The organism is Orenia metallireducens (assembly GCF_003001995.1).
Classification (GTDB): domain Bacteria; phylum Bacillota; class Halanaerobiia; order Halobacteroidales; family Halobacteroidaceae; genus Orenia; species Orenia metallireducens_B.
Genome location: NZ_PVNB01000003.1, coordinates 1 through 19,763, shown reverse-complemented (window position 1 = coordinate 19,763; position 19,763 = coordinate 1). Strand labels below are relative to the sequence as shown.

Below are 19,763 nucleotides of genomic sequence, written 5' to 3'. Positions count from 1 at the left end.
GAGGAGATAATTATGAAAAAAGAACGTGTAATAGAAATTTTTAAAAAGACTGGTGTATTACAAGAAGGGCATTTTAAATTGAGCTCAGGTCTACATAGTAATCAATATTTACAATGCGCCCAAGTCTTACAATATCCTGTTTATGCTCAAGAGTTGGCAGAGGGATTGGCTGATAAGTTTAAAGATGTAGAGATAGATGTAGTAGTAGGACCTGCTATGGGTGGAGTAACTTTAGCCTATGCCGTTGGCTTGGCATTAGAGAAGAAGACAATCTTTACAGAGCGTGAAAATGGAAAGATGACCTTAAGAAGAGGTTTTAGATTAAACGAAGCTGATAAGGTCTTAGTAGTAGATGATGTATTGACTACAGGTAAGTCTATCAATGAAGTAATTGAGGTTTTAAATGAGACTGGTGCTGAATTAGTGGCAGTAGGAACCTTAGTTGATAGAAGAAGTAAAGAGATTAACTTTGAAGTACCAACTGAATCGATGTTAGCTGTGGATGTGAAGGCTTATGATCCTAAGGAATGCCCAATGTGCCAAGAGGAATTAGAAATTACTAAACCAGGGAGTAGATTCTTATAATATATAGCTCAAAAAGTCTATAACTGTTAATTAACAGTTATAGACTTTTGCTATTTGTTATTTGCTACTTACAAGTATAAATTTAGATTAGATTGCAGGACTTTTATTATTATTACAGAAATATTAAAAGAGAGCAGATGATTCTCATAATGTAAGAGTCAAGAAGGGAGCTGTTCTATGAATGTAGAACTGAATGTACCACTATTTGATATGGTTATGTGCTTATCTGATGCTATGGACTTAGTCAGTCCTATTGTAACTGGTCATCATAAGCGAGTAGCCTATATAGCCTCAAGTATAGGAAGAGAACTAGAGCTATCTAAAGAAGAAGAGAAAGATTTAATTATTGCTGGTGCTTTACATGATGCAGGAGCATTTTCTTTAAATGAAAGAATGGATTCTGTAAATTGGAATATTTCAGATGAAGTATATGAAGAGACTGAATTTTTTACAACTGGTCCTTTTTATGAATATGTAGGTACTATTAGTCATGCTGAACTTGGTTACCATCTTATTAAAAAATTTAATCCTTTTGTTAAGATAGCTGAAATAATACGCTATCACCATGTCCCTTGGGAGAATGGAGAAGGAAAGTGTTTTAAAGGAGAGAAGGTACCTTTAGGTAGTCATATAATACATTTAGCAGATGCTATCGATATCTTGATTAATAAAGAGACTAGTGAAGAAGATATCCTTAGTCAAAGTAAGGTCATTTCTAAGAAGATTTTACAAGAGGTGGGCCATAACTTTTCTCTAGAGTTAGTAGAAGCCTTCTTATCTTTGGCTGAAAGAGAGGCTTTTTGGTTTGATATAGTCAGTTCAGCTATAGATAGAACTCTATCTAAAAGGGTAGAAGGTGTTAATCTTGAGCTAAATTATGAGGGTCTACTCAGTTTGGCTAATCTTTTTAGTCAAATTATAGATTTTAGAAATCGCTTTACAGCTACTCATTCTAGTGGAGTAGCTGCTAGTGCAGAGGTATTGGCCAATTTGGTTGGCTTGCCAGAATTTAAATGCCGTCAGATTAAGATAGCAGGTTATCTCCATGACTTAGGGAAGTTGGCTGTTCCCCCTGAAATTTTAAATAAAGGTGGGAAATTGACTAGAAAAGAATTTGATATTATAAAGAGGCACCCTTTTTATACATATAAGATTTTAGATAGAGTTAAGGGGTTAGAGGAGATAAAAATTTGGGAATCCTATCACCATGAACGAGTTGATGGGCATGGATACCCCTTCCATACTAAAGATAAAAAGTTACCTATAGAAGCAAGGATAATGGCTGTGGCTGATGTCTTTACAGCACTTACTGAGGATAGACCTTATAGAAAGGGAATGAGCCTTGAAAAAGCATTATCTATTTTAGAAGAGATGAGCACTGGTGGTGCTTTAGATACAGAAGTGGTATCAATCTTAAAGGAGAATTCAGAGGAGATAGACCAGTTTAGAGTTAAGGCACAGACCAGTAAAGCAGCAGAGTACGAATCTTTCTGGCAGGAGATAGACTAATAAATAATTTCAAGTGATTTTGTTGCTAAGTTTGTATAAATTATAGGATAGATAACCAATATATAAGTTGGGGTTATGGAATATTCACTAGAGTCATCTGACTTTAGAATGAAATTTAATAATTTAATTAAAGTCTTGAATTTATTTATATATTATAGTGATGTGAATGCATATTATTGCCCTAAGTTGTGTATAATAAAAGTAATTAGTAGTAGAATTTTCATTTCACAACTAAAAATTTCACACAGTAAAATTACACAAAATAACATTTGTATATTTTAAAATTTTTTCTAGTTAATATTGAATCAATTTTATAGGTTTTTTAACTATATAAGCTAGTAAGCTAGCTAATTAGTTATTATAGGTATAAGTGAAAAACACAAAGGTTTATCCTATGTGTTGTCAATAAATTTATTAATTTAGTTAAGGAAATCCAATTATCCTAGAGCTATAGGTTCAAGACCTATAGTTTTTTACTTTAAAGCAAAGAGGTGGTTAGATGGAACAGTTTGTTTATACTAATGAGGGGAGAGTATTATTAAGAGAAGCAGACCAAGATGATATCACTAAAATTTATGAGATGTATCAAGCAACAAACCCAGAAGACTGGTGGGAAGAAGAGCAGTTAAGTGAATTTAGGTTCAATCTGATTAAAGAAGCAAAAGGAAGAATCTTTATTGCGCTATTAAAGGATGAAGTAATTGGTCATGCAGAAGTGGTATTGCCTGAATCTAAGGATGACCCAGTTTATCTAGTAAGGCTTAATATTCATGATGATTTTGGTAGAAGAAAGTTTGGAATAGAGCTAGTAAGATACTCTGCTATTATCATGAAGAATTTGGGCTATAAGTCTTATGTGACTTGGCCTGATACCAATAAATCAAAAGGGTTATATAAGAAGGTAGGGTTAAAGGAGATTAAAGAGAATCCTCAAATGCTACTGAGTATAAAAGCTAAGAAGAACACAGAGGTTAAGCTTGTTAAAGAGCTTAACTTTAATGAAGAGCCAAAAGATTTGCAGGTAGTAGTAGGTTGCCCTTGGGCAAGAGATTATATTTGGCTAAAGGCCTTTAAGGCTGGAGCAGAAGAGTTTTTGGATTATAAAGGCCCTTTTGTTCATAAGATAAGCTGTAAAGGGATAGAAGGGGTAACTTTATTAGATGGTAATTCTATATATCTTTATGTACCTAAAGCTGAGAAGAATAATATCGAATTGATTAAAGAACTATTAATCTATTCTTCTAATCTGGCTTTGGATAATGGTATTGAGAGCATACATATTAATATCAAAGATAAATTGTGGTCACAATTAGATCTATCTGATATTTGGGAGATAGATAAAGAAGAAGAACGACTAGAAATGAAGATGGAGTTTTAGATTTTTATAATTGAAAGCAAAAACAGGAACAATACTAACTTGTGCCTGTTTTTGTTTTTTAATTATAATTACAATCAACTTATTTTAATGGAGAGGATAATATGGCGATTACACTCAAAGATGTAGCTAAAAAGGCAGGTGTAACTGTTACAACTGTTTCAAGGGTTTTAAATAATAGAGGTTATATTAGTGATAAGACAAGAAATAAGGTTTATCAGGTAATGGAAGAACTTAATTATCAACCAAATGAGATTGCTAGGTCATTATCTAAAAAGAAATCTAATATAATTGGAATTATTATACCAACTGTTTCTCATCCTTTTTTTTCTGAATTAGCTTTTTATTTAGAGGCGTATGCTTATCAGAAAGGATATAAGATAATGTTATGTAATTCTCAACATGATCCTAAAAAAGAAAAAGAATATACAGAAATGCTACGAGGGAATCAAGTGGATGGTATTATAATGGCTAGCCATACTATGGAAGTAAGTGAGTATGAGAATTTAGATCTTCCTATTGTTACCTTTGATAGGCAGATAGAAGGTATTCCATATATTTCGTCTGATAATTATAAGGGGGCTTCTTTAGCTACTAACTTATTAATAGATAAAGGTTGTAAAAAGCTTGCTTACATAAGTGGTAGTTTAAGTTTGAATTTATTAGCAAATAAGCGAAATGAAGCATTTATCAATATAGCTCAAAGTAGAAATGTTGATTATATAACTGCTCAAACGGATATGAATGTCTTTAATACCCAACAGTATGAAGGTCTTATTAGAAATTTATTTAAAGACCATCCAGATATAGATGGTGTATTTGCAAGTAGTGATTTGATTGCTGCTAATGCTATAAAAGTTAGCGAGCAACTCAATAAAAGAATACCTAAAGACATAAAAATAATTGGTTATGATGATATTCAAATGTCTTCATTGCTTATACCAGAATTAACAACTATCAGACAACCTATAGAAGAGATGAGTAGCTTAGCTATAGAGCTACTTAATAAACAGATAAATGATAATGATGTAGAGATTGATAATATTTTACCAGTAGCTTTGATAGAGAGACAAACAACTTAAAAGCTAGTAGTTATATAACTGCTAGCTAATTTAAATATAGAATATGTCAACCGGTTGACATATTCTATATTTTGATTTATACTGGTAATGTGACTAGTAGATATAAAAAGAGGCTATTGCTTTGAAAATTTAATTTATTAAGGGGGATATATAATTATGTCAGTAAAGAATGAAATAATGTTAATCACCTATGCTGATAGTATGGGGAAAAATTTAAAAGATTTAAGTAATGTACTAAAAAAATATTTTAAAGATGCAATTGGTGGAGTTCATATACTACCATTCTTCCCATCATCTGCTGATAGAGGTTTTGCTCCAATCACATATAAAGAAGTAGATGAAAAGTTTGGAACTTGGGAGGATATTGAAGCTTTGAGTAAAGAATTTTATCTAATGTATGACTTTATGGTTAATCACATCTCTCGCCAATCAAATTTTTATAAAGATTTTCAAAAAAATAAGGATAATTCTCCGTACTCTAATTTCTTTATTAGGTATAAGGATTTTTGGGAAAATGGAGAACCTACTGAAGAAGAGGTTGACCTTATCTATAAGAGAAAACCTAGAGCACCTTATATAGATGTAAATTTTTCAGATGGAACAACTGAAAAGATATGGTGTACTTTTGCAGAAGAGCAGGTTGATTTGAATATGGAATCAGAAGTTACCAGGAAATTTATTAAAGATAGTTTAGTATATTTAGCAGAGCATGGTGCTTCAATAATTAGACTTGATGCTTTTGCTTATGCTGTTAAGAGGGCTGGGACTAATTGTTTCTTTATTGAACCAGATATTTGGGAATTACTCGACGAAGCAAAAGCAATCTTAAAACCTTACAATGTTGATATCCTTCCTGAAATTCATGAACATTACTCTATTCAGTTAAAAATAGCTAATCAAGACCATTGGGTATATGATTTCTCTTTACCAATGTTATTATTACATTCTTTATATAGTGGTTCAACCAAGAGATTGACTGCCTGGTTAAAGAAGTGTCCAAGCAAACAATTTACTACCCTTGATACACATGATGGTATTGGAGTTGTAGATGTTAAAGATTTATTGAGTGATGAAGAGATTGAGATGACTAGAGAACAACTTTATTCTAGAGGATCGAATGTTAAGAAAGTTTATAGTAGTGCAGCTTATGATAATTTAGATGTTTATCAGATTAATTGTACTTATTATTCGGCTTTAGGAAATAATGATGATGCTTATCTTTTGGCAAGAGCTATTCAATTTTTTGCTCCAGGGATTCCTCAGGTATATTATGTTGGCTTACTTGCAGGTGAAAATGATATTGAATTACTTGAGAAGACTAAGGTTGGTAGAAATATAAATCGTCATTATTATACTAAAGAAGAGATTGACAAAGAGGTTGAAAAGCCAGTTGTACAAAAATTAATTAAGTTAATGGAATTCCGCAACTCATATCCAGCCTTTGATGGTGATTATACTATCCATGATACTAGTAGTGAGAAGTTATTGGAGATTTCTTGGCAGAATGGTGAATATGAAGCTAGATTAATAGCAAACCTTAAGAGCTACGAATATACTATTGAGTATCGTGATTTAGAAACTGGAGAGTATAGAGCATTATAAAAAATATTATAATTATTTTTTAAAGTATATGTCAATCGATTGACATATACTTTTTTTATTATTATCCGTCCTGTTATAAAAAATGATACAACATCCTCAATATCCATATAGCGTCATATTAAAAAATTATTTATGTAATTTAAAGGTAATAAAACAATAATATAGAATTATAAATACAAAGTAGATAAATAGAAATATATATCAAACAAAGGGGGAAAAAGTAATATGTTGGAGCTTGCTGGATATGAAGTTGATCAATTGCTTTATGAAGGACGAAATAATTTGATTTATCTAGGCTATGATAAGAAGAAAAAGAAGAAGGTTATTTTGAAGACAATTTCATCAAAAGGGCTAACATTAGAAAACGTTGAGAAATTAAAGCATGAATATGAATTAGCCAAAACCCTTAATTCAATTGAAGGTGTAGTCAAAGTACATGACTTAGAAACTTCCAAAGGGAGACCGGTTTTAATCCGAGAAGGTGTTAAAGGAAGGACACTTAAAAGTTTAGTCAAAAGTAAGCAGCTTGAATTAAAAGAATTTTTAGAAATTGCTATTCAATTGGTTGATATACTAAATCAGATTCATCAGAAAAAAATTATTCATTTAAATATTAATTTGGATAATATTTTGATTAATAAGCATGGGGAGGTCAAATTTATTGATTTTGGCAGTTCAATGTTTATGGATGAAGATAAAGTAAAAAATAAGAATTACGAGCGATTGGAAGGCACTTTAGCCTATATAGCACCAGAGCAGACTGGAAGAATAGATAGAGTAATAGATTATAGAACAGATTATTATTCTTTGGGAGTATCTTTTTATCAGTTATTAACAGGGCAATTACCCTTTGATTATGCTGATGAGATGGAACTGATTTATGCACATATAGCTAGACAACCTTCATCTCCTATTAAAATAAATGATAAGATACCAGAAGTACTTTCAAATATCATAATGAAGCTAATCTCTAAAATGCCTAAAGATAGATATCAGAGTTTAGATAGCTTAAAAAAGGATTTGATAAGATGTCAAGAAGATTTGGAATCTACAGGAAAGATAACATCTTTTAAAATCGGCAAAGTAGATAATTTGAATAGATTTAAAATACTAGATAAATTATATGGTAGAGAAGAAGAACTCAAAGAATTATTTGACTCTTATCAAAAGATTAATGATGGAAGAAAATCATTAGTATTGGTTAAAGGGAGTCCAGGAATTGGCAAGTCTGTTTTAGTAAATGCAATGAAGAATAAATTCATAAAAGAATCAACACATTTTATCTCAGGAAAATTTGAACAGTACCAAAGCACTGTCCCTTATAGTGCTATAATTAAGGCTTTAGAAGGTTTTATAAAGCAATTACTTATAAAATCATCGGAAGAATTAGAAATTTGGCGTAAAAAAATATTCAAAGCGGTAGGTAATAATGGACAAATAATCATTGACGTCATTCCATCGTTAGAATTAATTATAGGAAAGCAACCTTCTGTTCCAGAATTGGGAGCAGCTCAAACTAAGAATAGATTTAATCTTGTCTTTGAGAATTTTATGGAAGCGATTTCAGGTAAAGAGCATCCTTTAGTACTGTTTATTGATGATTTACAGTGGGCGGACTCTTCTAGTCTAGAGTTTATAAAGGGGCTAATGACTAATAAATCAATTAAGTATGTACTCCTTATTGGAGCTTATCGAGATAATAAGGATAAGTTAGTCAAGCCAATTAGTGCAATGGTAACTGAACTGGCTGCTACAGAGCTTCTTATTAATGAAATCAAGTTACAGCCCTTAGAAACAAAAGCTATTAAATTGATGTTAGAGGAGACATTGTCAGTTTTTGGGGATAATTCAAACGATCTAGAAGAATTAACCAGTTTTATAGCTGATAAAACTGCTGGGAATCCATTTTTCGTAAAACAGTTTTCTCAGGCTCTATATGATAAAGGATATATCTATTATGATTTAGATCAGTGGCAGTGGGATATAGAAGAGATTAAAAAACTAGGGATAACAGATAATGTAGTAGATTTTTTATTAAATGAAATAAAGAATTTAAATCCGGTCACAGTAGAACAGCTACAGTATGGTGCTTGTATAGGAAATCAATTTGATTTACAGACTTTAATTTTAATTAATGACAAGGCTACAAATCAGATTTTGAAAGATTTACAAGCAGCTGTGGAGAAAGGTTTGATTGTGATTGATAATCAAGATTCTTCATTAAAAGCAGAGGATATTAAGATTAAGTTTATTCATGATCGGATTCAACAGGCTGTTTATGCTACATTATCAGCTGATAAAAGAGATTGTATCCATTTAGAATTAGGACGCTTATTGTTAAAAAAATCTAATAAAGTAAGAGATGCAGAAGATTTATTTAGAATAATAAGGCAGTATAATGCAGGAAGAATAAAGATTGATAGTCAACAAGAGAGAATAAAATTAGCAGAGTTAAATTTAGAGGCAGCTAGGTTGGCTAAAAAAGCTGTTGCTTATGAGATGGCATTTCTTTATCTTGAAACAGCCTTAGAGCTATTACCTGACAATAGCTGGCAAGAATATTATCAGCTAAGTCTAGAGTTATATTCAGAGATAGCAGAAGCAGCATATTTAGTCGCTAAATATCAAGAAATGGAAGAGTTTATTGGAATTGTTTTAGAGAATGCTAAGACCATAGTGGAAAAAATTAAAGTTTACCTAGTTAAAATAGAAGCAGAGCAAACACAACTGAAGTTACAGGAGGCTTTAGATACCTGTATCACCGTGCTTAAATTAACAGGAGTAGAGATTCCAAGTAAACCCACTCAACTAGATGTAGAGCAGGCTTTTGAAAGTGTCAGAGAGTTTATGTCAGAAATGAGAATAGAGGAGTTAAAAAATCTTCCTCCTATGAAAGATGCTATTAAAGTAGGGGCTATGCAGGTTCTATTACGGAGTATATCGGTTACCTATCATACCGAACCATTATTGAGCCCGATTGTAGCTGGTAAGATGATGGAGCTTACTTTAGAATATGGGCAACCTTCATTTGCCGCAGCAGTCTATTCATTTTATGGAATGATGCTCTGCTCATTACAAATTGATTTAGAACTTGGCTATAAACTAGGGAAATTAAGTAGATACTTTGTAGAAAGCCATGACTCAAAACAACATAAGGTAATGGTTTTAAATATATATACTTATTTTATCAAAGGTTGGGGAGAACATTTGAGAACAACCTTAAACTTATCAGTGGAAGGGTATCAGGCGGGAATAGAGACTGGTGATTTTGAATATGCTGGCTATTGCTTGACAGCTCATGATAAGAATTCATTTTATGCCGGTTGCCAGCTGCAAGTAATGGAAGAGAATATATTAAATAATTTAAGTAAGTTAAAAAAGATCAAGCAAGGGATATCTATAAACTGGGAACAGCTTTTTGGACAGACTGTTTTAAATTTGCAGGGCAAAGCTGAAGACCCGACTAAACTAACAGGGCAGTTATGTAATGAGAATGAGATGTTAGCTAAACTGACTGATATTGGTGACTTAACAGGATTGGTTCATTTATTTTTGAAAAAAGTAATACTTAAGTATTACTTTCAAGAGTATTCTACCGCTGTTGAATTTGCTAAGAAGACAGAAGAGTATATAAATACTATAGCAGGGACAGCAGACACAGTTATCTTTTATTTCTTTGATTCTTTAGCTAAACTTGCAGTATATCCGACTCTAACTGCTGATGAACAAGATCAGATATTAGTAAGAGTTAGCGAAAATCAAGCCAAAATGAAAAAATGGTCTGAGCATGCTCCGATGAACTTTCTTCATAAGTTCTATTTAGTTGAGGCAGAACGCTTACAGGTAATAGGTGATAGTTGTAAAGCACTAGAGTACTATAATAAAGCTATTGATCTAGCAAAAGAGTATGAGTATATCAATGATGAGGCTTTAGCTAATGAGTTAGCTGCAAAATTCTGGTTTAACAAAGGCAATGATCTATATGCTAAATTACATTTTAAGAAAGCTTGTTTGTGTTATAAGTTTTGGGGTGCAGAAGCTAAAGTAGAAGATGTAGAGAGTAGATATTTAGAGCTTTTCCATGAGAAAATTGAAGAAAGTCAAGCCAAAATGCAGACTACAGTGATTGATTCAGATGTACTGGATTTTAATACATTAATCAAAGCTAGTCAAGCTATTTCAGAAGAAATTGTTTTAGAAGAGCTAATCAAGAAATTAGTTAAAATTATGATTGAGAATTTAGGAGCACAGAAGGTAGTCTTTATTATGAAGGAGGAAGAGAACCTTATCTTAAAAGGCAAGAAAGAGGTTGAAGAGGATGAAATAGTTATTCTTCCAAATACTGCAGTAGATGAAAAGAAAGATGCTCCTGCTAGTATTATAAATTATGTCAGTAGAACTAAGGAGAGTCTTGTCTTAGAATATGCTACTTGTTCTTCATATTTCAATTCTGATAATTATATTGTTCAAAGAAGACCCAAATCAATTTTATGTTTTCCTTTGATGAATCAAGGAAGATTAAAGGGGATAATTTATTTGGAGAATAATCTAATGGCAGGAGCATTTACTGAAGATAGATTGAAAGTTTTAGAGATGCTTTCTTCTCAAATAGTAATTTCTTTAGAGAATGCAAGTTTATATCAAGCTTTAAAGTCTTCTAATCAAAGATTGGATGCTAAAGTAAGAGAACGGACTAATCAGCTAGAACAGGAGAAGGATAAGTTACAGAAATATCTTGATATTACTGAAGTTGTATTCTTAATCTTAAATCAAGCTGGAAAAATTACAATGATTAATCAAAAAGGTTGTGAGATTTTAGGATATGATGAAGAGGAGATTTTGGGAAATAGTATAATGGATTATGTTAAAGAAGATATGAGAGGTGAATTAAAGAACAGAATTTTAAAAAAAAAATAAAAGAGTATAAAGAGGTTGTTGTGTTAACTAAAGATGCTAGAGAGAGAAAGTTTATTGGGCGGAATAATATATTAAAAGATAGAAATGGGGAAATTGAAGGGATATTAGTTTCAGCTTTAGATATTACTGAAAGAGAATTACTTAAAGAAGAATTAGAATATAGTAAATTAAAGCTAGAGTTTTTTGCCAATTTATCTCATGAGTTTAAAACACCCTTAAATCTTTCTTTCTCTGCACTACAAATGTTAACTTTATATCAAGACAAAATTTTAAATCCGGAAATCGAATATAAGTTTAAAAAATATACAAGTATTATCAAACAGAATAATTATAGGCTCTTAAAGTTAGTGGATAATATGCTCGATATCACTAAGATAAACTCTAATTCTTTTAAATTAAATATCGATAATTATAATATAGTAGAGTTTATTAAGAGGATGACCTATTCAGTAGCAACTTATATAGAAAATAAAAATCGAGTATTAGAGTTTAAATCAGATGTGAAAAACAAAGAAATTCCTTGTGATATCTTTGTGATTGAAAGAATTATTTTAAACTTACTTTCTAATGCAATAAAATTTACAGATGAAGGGGATGTTATTTCTGTAAATCTATTAGATAAAGATGATTATATAGTTATCATAGTAAAAGATACAGGAATAGGGATTCAAGAAGATAAGCAGAAGATAATTTTTGAATCTTTTAGACAAGTAGATAAGTCTTTTATTAGAAGAAACGAAGGAACTGGAATGGGATTAGCAATTGTTAAATTACTTGTTGAATTACATGGAGGGGAGATTAGAGTAAGAAGTGAGGTAGGAAAATTTACAGAATTTATTATAGAATTACCTACAAAACAGTTGAATCAAGTAAAAGAATCTATAAATAATTATGATATTGAAGAGAAAAATTTAATTGATAGAATAGATGTAGAATTTTCAGATGTGTATGGACTATAAATTATTATTTTTACTCTTTAGCTAATATGACAAACATAAGTCGCTCTTTCTAAGATATGTTTTGTGAGAACATAACTCTAGAAATGGGCGATTTTTTCGTTTTATAGATGGGTGAATTTAAAATGAACCTTAATAGAGTTATTACGACACTTTATTTATTAGGTAGACAGGTGGGTAGGTGGTTAGGAACTGCTTAACTACCTAAATTTCTAACTCCTAACCACCAAAGAAAAAGTGTCGTAATATACCTATAAAGAGATACTATTTATATCGGTAATGTATTAATATGGTCAAATATTACATTATAAGAATATAGCAAACTTGGATTTTAAATAATAGTTGACAAGTGAACTAAACTTATTATATACTAAAAATAGTTGAAGGGTGAACTATTTTTGGAGGTAGAGAGTTATGATAAGAGAAAGAATTGGTAAATATTTAAGTATGATCCGTAGAGCACATGCAGCCTTATTAGATAAGAAATTAGAGCCTTATGATATTAGTCATGGACAGATCTTTCTTTTAATGTCTTTATATAGAAGGGAAGGAGTTTGTCAACATAGTTTATGTCAGACTTATAATCTTAATAAATCTGCTGTAAGCAAAGGGATTAAGAAATTAGAAGCAGTTGGTTTTATAATTAAAGAGGCTGACCTTGATGATAGGCGTAAAAGAGTACTATACTTAACTGCTAAAGCTAAAGAATTTAAACCTAGATTTATTAAAATATTAGATTCGGTAGAAAGTGAAATGAAAGAAGGCTTAACTCAAGATGAATTAGAGAATTATCTAATTACAACTAAAAAGATGTATGAGAATTTAAAGAATAAATTAGATAATTAAAAGAGAATTTAAGGGGGAATAATTATGAAAGTTAATAAGAACTCCGATAGGTTAGGAGAAGAAGCGATTATACCATTATTACTTAAATTATCGATTCCTGCAATTATTGGAATGGCAGTTCAGGCATTATATAATGTGGTAGATAGTATCTATATTGGACATTTAAGTACTGAAGCATTATCTGCATTATCTTTAGCCTTTCCAATTCAAATGGTCTTAATTGCAGTGGGAGTTGGAACAGGGGTTGGTGCCAATTCCTTAATCTCTAGATTATTAGGAAGAGGTGAAGGGCATAAAGCCAACAATGTAGCAGAACATGTAGTTTTTACAGCTATTATTTATGGGATAATCACAGCTATAATTGGAATCTTCTTTGCCGATGATTTGATTAGAATTTTTACAAGTAGTCCTAATTTAATTGATATGGGGACTAGGTATATTAGAATAATCATGATTGGTTCAGTAGCAATGTTCGTTCCTATGATCTTTAATAATATCTTAAGAGGAGAGGGAAATACCTTTATTCCTATGCTAACTATGCTAATTGGAGCAGTTATCAATATGATTTTAGATCCTTTGATGATCTTTGGAATTGGGTTCTTTCCTAGCTTTGGAGTTGAAGGAGCAGCCTATGCCACAGTTATCTCTAGAATAATTAGTGGAACCTTCATTACTAGAATTATTCTAAGTGATAAAAACCAGATTCAATTAAAGCTTGAAGACTTTAATTTTGATTTAGGAATTATTAAAGAGTTGTATCAAGTAGGTTTTCCTGCTATGGTCATGCAGATACTTGCTAGTATTATGATGGCTGGAATGAATGTAATTGTAGCAAGTTATGACACAACAGCTATTGCAGTGGTAGGTATTTATTTTAGGTTACAGTCTTTTGTCTTTATGCCTGTTTTTGGTCTGGGTCAAGGTTTTATGCCGATTGTTGGTTATAATTATGGGCATAATAATCCTAAGCGAATGAAAAAAACAATAATCTCTGGAATGTCGATTGGATTTATCTTTACTATGGTTGGTTTTATCATATTTCAACTCTTCCCTGAAGGGCTAATTAGACTCTTTAATGGAAATCAGGAGCTTTTAGAGATAGGTAGTACTGCTTTAAGAAGAATCAGTCTTGCTTTTCCTGTAATTGGGATATCCTTAATAGGAGCAACTACCTTTCAATCGATTGGTAAGGGCTTTCCAAGTTTATTATTAGCATTATTAAGACAGATAGTTTTGTTATTACCGGTTATGTACTGGTTGGGAGAATTATATGGATTGTCTGCTCTATGGTTTGCTTTTCCTGTTGCAGAAGGTGTTTCTTTTATTATCTTAGTGTTTTGGTTGGTTTCGACCTTAAAGGATTATTTTGCTAAGATGAGAGAAGATAATGTAGGTGAGATGGTTAATGTATCTAATAATAGCTGAATATAATATTATTTAGGATTTTAATTTGAATGAAAAAGAGATCTACTTGGCTATATAGCCAAGTAGATCCTCTTTTTAGTATGATATTGTAACTTTAATCAACCCTTAAATTCTTCACAAGTTCTTCATTAGGATCTACATATAAGGTTGTATAGTTCTCATAGTAAACCATTCCTGGTTTGGCTCCTTTAGCTTTTTTGACATCTTTGATTAGAGTATAATCGATAGGAACATTACTAGATTCTCTACCTTTACTATAAAAAGCAGCTATTTGAGCAGCTTCTAAAATAGTATTTTCAGGCAAATCTTCACCAGTATGGTTTCTGATAATGGTATGTGACCCAGGTAGGTCTTTGACATGAAGCCAAGTATCTTGATTATTGGCAATTTTTTTTGTTAACTTGTCATTCTGGCGATTATTTCTTCCAACTAAGATATCATACCCATCAGTAGATTTGAATTTAAGTGGTGGCAGTTTTTTATCCCGTTTATTCTTATTCTTTTTCTGTTCTCTGATATATCCTTCTTGAACCATCTCTTCATAAATCTCCTCTAAATCTTCAACACTTTCTGCTTGTTCTATATTGACCTCTAATTGATTTAAATAATCGAGTTCATTCTTTATTTTATATAGTTCATACTTTAAATATTTGACACTTTTTTTAGCCTTTTCATACTTCTTAAAGTACTTTTGAGCATTATCAGATGGATTGAGTTTAGGATCTAAGGTGATGGTAATCTTTTTATTATCATCATAATAGTTTTCCAACTTGACCTTTTTTTCACCCTTCGTTAACCGATAGATATTTGCTAGGATTAATTCACCTTTGAGCTTATATTTATCGGCATTTTGAGCTCCCTTTAGCTGCCCTCTTAGCTTACGATATTTCTTATCAGCCTTCTCCTTATTATTAGAGATGACTGCTCCCATCTTTTCAGTATAGCGGTTGATTATCCTTCGTGTGATTTTTTCGACAAAATAGATGGTCATCAACTCACTAATTGAATCATACTCTTTCTTTGGAAGGTCAAACTGCTCTAAATTTATAGAAGAGAAGGCTTCAAATTCATTGTTCTTTAATACTAAAGTAGGATTAAAGCTGTTATTTTTAATAGCTTCAAAGATAGCTATAAACTCTTGCCCCAAAGATTTTATCTGATTTTGATTGGTTAATTGCTCTTCGCCATTTAAGTCAGCCCGATAAGCAATTTCATGAGCAATCAAAGGTCCAATTCCTCGATAATTATTCATGATTGCTCGATAGATTGGCTCATTAAGATCATTTTGAAGTAATTGGGTAAACTCTTCTGAATCAGTAGTTAAAGGATTATTCTTTCCTTGCTCTGGTGGAGGAAAGTACCCTTTGCCAGGTAGTAACTGGCGATAACGGCTCTTATTAGAGGTAATCCGTTTAATACTATCTAATATCATTCGATCTTCATTCAATAAGATAATATTACTGTGTCTACCCATCAACTCTATAACAAGAATCTTATCTGCTAAGTTTCCTTCATTATTCATATATTGGATAGTTATCTCTAAAATTCTTTCAAAATTGGGTTGCTGAACATCTTTAATCCTTCCGCTTTCAATATGCTTTCTAAGCAACATACAGAAAGCAGGAGGATTCATCGGATTATCAAAATTCTCTTCACTAATATGCACTCTTGGTTCTTGGGGGTCAGCAGAGATTAATAATTCTAGATTCTGACCAGGCTGTCTAATTCTTAAAGTCAGTAATTCAGGTTTTGGCTGATAAATCTTATCTATTCGCCCACCAATTAATCTATTTTTAAATTCATCTTTAATAGCGGCTAGAGTAACTCCGTCTAAGGACATCATTAACAACTCCTCTTAAATATTCTTTACATTTATAGTAACACTTTACTAAGTTCTTTTCAAATATAAAATTCCTTAAGTTATAAATCGATTTTCTGAAAATTTTATTTGAATTAACTTTATCAAGATCCTAACTAGTTGTGAATATAACTTGTATTTTATTTATGAAGGGGTAATTTTCTTTACTTAAGCTGAATAATGATAGTTATAGTTAGAGTTACTATGATTTATTTTATAGTTAGAATTGTGGAATACATTCTAATTTTAAATTAGGAGGGGGATAGATGTCTAAAAAAGATTCATATACTTCAGCAGTACCACAGTTATTAGATGATTTACAGACCAATAAAAGTAGAGGCTTGAGTCATAAGCAGGTAGAAGAACGCCTAGAAACTATTGGACCAAATAAGTTGCCTGATAATAGTGGTCATTCGGTCTTTTCATTATTTATAGGACAATTTCAAGATTTTATGGTCTTAGTCCTAATTGCAGCAGTTATTATTTCAGGGTTTTTAGGTGAGTATGCAGATGCGATTGCTATTTTATCTATTGTGATTTTGAATGCAATTATGGGCTTTGTTCAAGAATTTAGAGCAGAAAAGTCTTTACAAGCACTAAAGGAACTAACGGCACCTAAGGCCAGAGTCTTGCGGGAAGGTGAAATCGAAGAGGTAGTATCTGAGGAGCTTGTACCTGGTGATATAATCTTTATTGAAATTGGTGATAAGATCCCAGTAGATGCTAGAATTATTGAGAGTAGTACCCTGGAGGTTAATGAATCCTCTTTAACAGGAGAATCACTACCAGTTGTTAAGAAAAAATGCAACTTAACTTCTGATCTAGAGGTTGCAGTTGGTGATAGAACAAATATGATTCATATGGGAACTGTAGTAACTAAAGGTAGATGTAAAGCTGTAGTTACTGAAACAGGACTCGATACAGAGATGGGTCAGATTGCCAGTCTGTTACATGAGGCAGAGGATAGTACAACACCATTACAGGAGAGATTGGAGGATTTAGGTAAAGGAATTGTTTTAATCTGCTTATTAGCCTGTGCTGCAGTAGTAGCTTTAGGGGTAGTAAAAGGGGAGCCGCTTTATAAGATGTTCTTGTCAGGAGTAAGTTTAGCAGTTGCTGCTATCCCAGAGGGGTTACCTGCTATTGTTACTTTGGCTTTAGCTATTGGTGTACAAAGAATGATTAAACGTAATGCAATTGTTAGAAAGTTACCTGCTGTAGAGACTCTAGGTTGTGCCACAGTAATATGCTCTGATAAAACAGGAACTTTGACTAAAAATGAAATGACTGTACAGAAAGTTTATACTAATGCTAAACTCTATGATTGTAAAGAGGAGGAGTTTAATGAGAAATCACTCATCAAGGCTTTAGAGATAGGAGCTATCTGTAATAATGCTAAGTTAAAGAGAAAAGATTCATTAAATAAAAAATTTAAAGATAATTCTTATAGGAGTAGGTCTAAAAGAGAGATAATAGGTGAACCGACGGAAGGAGCATTGATTTTAGCAGCTGATGATGCAGGTATAGATAAGGAAGAATTAGATAATAATTTTTCTAAAAGAATAGAGATACCTTTTGATTCTTCTAGAAAAAGAATGTCGGTGATTGTTGAGGATAATAAAAAATATACATTATATATCAAGGGTGCACCAGATATATTACTGAAAAGGTGTACTAGGTATTTAGAAGATGGAAAGGTAAAGTCATTAGGTGAAGCAAAGAGAAGAGCTATATTGAGAGAGAATGAGAACTTAGCTAACCAAGCATTACGAATATTGGCCGTAGGTTATCGAGAGTTAAGTGGAAAACCTAATGAAGATAATTTAGAAAGATATGAAGATGAGATCGTTTTTGTTGGTTTGATTGGAATGATTGATCCACCAAGGCCTGAGGTTGCAGATGCCATTAGACTCTGTAAACAGGCAGGAATAAAGCCAAAGATGGTAACAGGAGACCATAAGAATACAGCGGCAGCTATAGCAGAAAGGTTGAATTTATTGGAGCTTGGAGACAAGATTATAACTGGTCAAGAATTGATGGAGCTAACAGATAAGGAATTGGAAAGAGATATAGATGATATTTCTGTCTTTGCTAGAGTATCACCTCAGGATAAGCTAAGAATTGTAAAGGTTCTTCAGAGAAAAGGGCACATCGTTGCTATGACTGGTGATGGAGTGAATGATGCTCCAGCTATCAAGGAAGCTGATATTGGAATTGCTATGGGTCAGAAAGGAACAGATGTAACTCAAGAGGCATCAGCATTGATATTAGCTGATGATAATTTTGCGACGATTGTAGCAGCAGTGGAAGAGGGCAGAGGAATTTATGATAATATCCGTAAATTTATTCGTTATTTATTATCCTGTAATGTAGGGGAAATATTGACGATGTTCTTATCCTCTTTATTAGGATTACCTTTACCACTGATTCCAATTCAGATTTTATGGGTTAATTTAGTAACAGATGGATTACCTGCATTAGCTTTAGGTATAGATCCAGCTGATGATGATATTATGGAGAAAGAACCACGTCCAAGAGAAGAGAGTATTTTTGCTGGGGGATTAAAATGGAGAATCTGTGGGCAAGGAATTTTAATAGGTTTTGGTACACTACTTGTCTTTTTATTTGGATTGAGATATTCTAATTCACTGGAAACAGCTAGAACTATGGCCTTTACTAATCTAGTTATGGCACAGTTATTCTTTGTTTTTAGTTGCCGTTCTGAAAAGTATAGTGTATTGCAGATTAATCCTTTTACTAATATATATTTACTATTAGCAGTAGTATTTTCTTTTGGAATGCATCTGATGGTGTTATATTTGCCTATGTTTCAGAGCTTATTTAAGACTACTTTATTAGCTAAAGGTGAATGGGCTTTTGTATTATTGGTTTCTGGAGGGTCTACTTTGCTTATTGAGTTTATTCAATTTTGTATAAATTTATATAAAAATGATGTTGGAGTTGTAAATGTAGAAGAATCATTAAGATAGGCAGTTGCCTATCTTTTCTTTATTATATGTATAATTTTTTAATGATTGAGTTATTATAAAGTAGTAGCAATGAATGTTTAACTTTTAATTTGACATCAAGTAAATTAACTGTTATCATATTAAACGTTGTTTGTCGAAGATGTTTTTATTAAAAAAGTTATTTTTAATCTCTTCTTGACAATTATGATTAAAGATGTTAAATTATTAGTTGTGCTACAAAATATTTTTTTATTTTAATTTTCTCTTGACGAGATTCAGTGCTTTTGATAAACTATATCTTGTCGCTTGTTAAGAAGTCTTTTGTCTTATAGAAAACTTCTTGACAGAGATTCTTTAAAATGTTATGATTAATGACGTTGTCGCTAAAAAACTTTTAAAAAGTTATTGACAACTGAAATGAGATTTGATAAGATATTAAATGTCGCTACTAAAGGTGGCACTAAATTTGGTCTTTGAAAACTAAACAATGCAAGTTTTGACCAAGCGTAATATAGAGCTAATCAAACTTTTGTTATTAAATGTGTATTCACATTTAAATAAATCTTTATTGGAGAGTTTGATCCTGGCTCAGGACGAACGCTGGCGGCGTGCTTAACACATGCAAGTTGAACGCGAAAG

At 31.8% G+C, this 19,763-nt stretch carries 11 protein-coding genes and 1 rRNA gene; 11 read left to right on the top strand and 1 reads right to left on the bottom strand.

Annotated features, from left to right (window positions below; all coding sequences use genetic code 11):
* The first annotated feature begins 12 nt into the window (after positions 1–12).
* From pyrE to BX659_RS02655, 9 genes are all read left to right on the top strand, one after another.
* On the top strand, positions 13–585 hold the full coding sequence (gene pyrE / locus BX659_RS02695; RefSeq protein ID WP_097016296.1) for an orotate phosphoribosyltransferase: 573 nt from the start codon (positions 13–15) through the stop codon (positions 583–585).
* A gap of 177 nt (positions 586–762) precedes the next feature.
* Positions 763–2,094, top strand: a complete 1,332-nt coding sequence (locus tag BX659_RS02690; protein WP_097016295.1) for an HD-GYP domain-containing protein — start codon at positions 763–765, stop codon at positions 2,092–2,094.
* 499 nt (positions 2,095–2,593) lie between these two features.
* On the top strand, positions 2,594–3,472 hold the full coding sequence (locus BX659_RS02685; RefSeq protein WP_097016294.1) for a GNAT family N-acetyltransferase: 879 nt from the start codon (positions 2,594–2,596) through the stop codon (positions 3,470–3,472).
* A gap of 101 nt (positions 3,473–3,573) precedes the next feature.
* A complete protein-coding gene (locus BX659_RS02680; protein ID WP_097016293.1) occupies positions 3,574–4,551 on the top strand; it encodes a LacI family DNA-binding transcriptional regulator in 978 nt (325 codons plus the stop codon).
* A 156-nt stretch (positions 4,552–4,707) separates the two neighbouring features.
* The gene (gene gtfA, locus BX659_RS02675; RefSeq protein WP_097016292.1) at positions 4,708–6,153 is read left to right on the top strand and encodes a sucrose phosphorylase; all 1,446 of its coding nucleotides are present in this window, start codon (positions 4,708–4,710) and stop codon (positions 6,151–6,153) included.
* A gap of 225 nt (positions 6,154–6,378) precedes the next feature.
* The gene (locus tag BX659_RS02670; RefSeq protein WP_097016291.1) at positions 6,379–11,070 is read left to right on the top strand and encodes an AAA family ATPase; all 4,692 of its coding nucleotides are present in this window, start codon (positions 6,379–6,381) and stop codon (positions 11,068–11,070) included.
* A 20-nt stretch (positions 11,071–11,090) separates the two neighbouring features.
* On the top strand, positions 11,091–12,029 hold the full coding sequence (locus BX659_RS02665; protein ID WP_216358733.1) for a sensor histidine kinase: 939 nt from the start codon (positions 11,091–11,093) through the stop codon (positions 12,027–12,029).
* A gap of 411 nt (positions 12,030–12,440) precedes the next feature.
* Positions 12,441–12,872, top strand: a complete 432-nt coding sequence (locus BX659_RS02660) for a MarR family winged helix-turn-helix transcriptional regulator (protein WP_097016290.1) — start codon at positions 12,441–12,443, stop codon at positions 12,870–12,872.
* Positions 12,873–12,896: 24 nt separating this feature from the next.
* The gene (locus tag BX659_RS02655) at positions 12,897–14,297 is read left to right on the top strand and encodes an MATE family efflux transporter (RefSeq protein WP_097016289.1); all 1,401 of its coding nucleotides are present in this window, start codon (positions 12,897–12,899) and stop codon (positions 14,295–14,297) included.
* 94 nt (positions 14,298–14,391) lie between these two features.
* Here BX659_RS02655 and BX659_RS02650 read toward each other — a convergent pair whose 3' ends face one another.
* Positions 14,392–16,137, bottom strand: coding sequence for an Rqc2 family fibronectin-binding protein (locus BX659_RS02650; protein WP_097016288.1), 1,746 nt, complete (start codon positions 16,135–16,137; stop codon positions 14,392–14,394).
* A 284-nt stretch (positions 16,138–16,421) separates the two neighbouring features.
* Here BX659_RS02650 and BX659_RS02645 point away from each other — a divergent pair, with 284 nt between their 5' ends.
* Both BX659_RS02645 and BX659_RS02640 read left to right on the top strand, forming a co-directional pair.
* Positions 16,422–19,145, top strand: coding sequence for a calcium-transporting P-type ATPase, PMR1-type (locus BX659_RS02645; RefSeq protein WP_097016287.1), 2,724 nt, complete (start codon positions 16,422–16,424; stop codon positions 19,143–19,145).
* Positions 19,146–19,689: 544 nt separating this feature from the next.
* A 16S ribosomal RNA gene (locus tag BX659_RS02640) occupies positions 19,690–19,763 on the top strand; the annotation flags it as partial.

What these genes read in the sequence shown, in the direction of transcription:
- BX659_RS02670 (WP_097016291.1), top strand. Translation starts at nt 6,379, where the DNA reads ATGTTGGAGCTTGCTGGATATGAAGTTGATCAATTGCTTTATGAAGGA.
- gtfA (WP_097016292.1), top strand. Translation starts at nt 4,708, where the DNA reads ATGTCAGTAAAGAATGAAATAATGTTAATCACCTATGCTGATAGTATG.
- BX659_RS02645 (WP_097016287.1), top strand. Translation starts at nt 16,422, where the DNA reads ATGTCTAAAAAAGATTCATATACTTCAGCAGTACCACAGTTATTAGAT.
- BX659_RS02690 (WP_097016295.1), top strand. Translation starts at nt 763, where the DNA reads ATGAATGTAGAACTGAATGTACCACTATTTGATATGGTTATGTGCTTA.
- BX659_RS02685 (WP_097016294.1), top strand. Translation starts at nt 2,594, where the DNA reads ATGGAACAGTTTGTTTATACTAATGAGGGGAGAGTATTATTAAGAGAA.
- BX659_RS02680 (WP_097016293.1), top strand. Translation starts at nt 3,574, where the DNA reads ATGGCGATTACACTCAAAGATGTAGCTAAAAAGGCAGGTGTAACTGTT.
- BX659_RS02660 (WP_097016290.1), top strand. Translation starts at nt 12,441, where the DNA reads ATGATAAGAGAAAGAATTGGTAAATATTTAAGTATGATCCGTAGAGCA.
- BX659_RS02655 (WP_097016289.1), top strand. Translation starts at nt 12,897, where the DNA reads ATGAAAGTTAATAAGAACTCCGATAGGTTAGGAGAAGAAGCGATTATA.
- pyrE (WP_097016296.1), top strand. Translation starts at nt 13, where the DNA reads ATGAAAAAAGAACGTGTAATAGAAATTTTTAAAAAGACTGGTGTATTA.
- BX659_RS02650 (WP_097016288.1), bottom strand. Translation starts at nt 16,137, where the DNA reads ATGTCCTTAGACGGAGTTACTCTAGCCGCTATTAAAGATGAATTTAAA.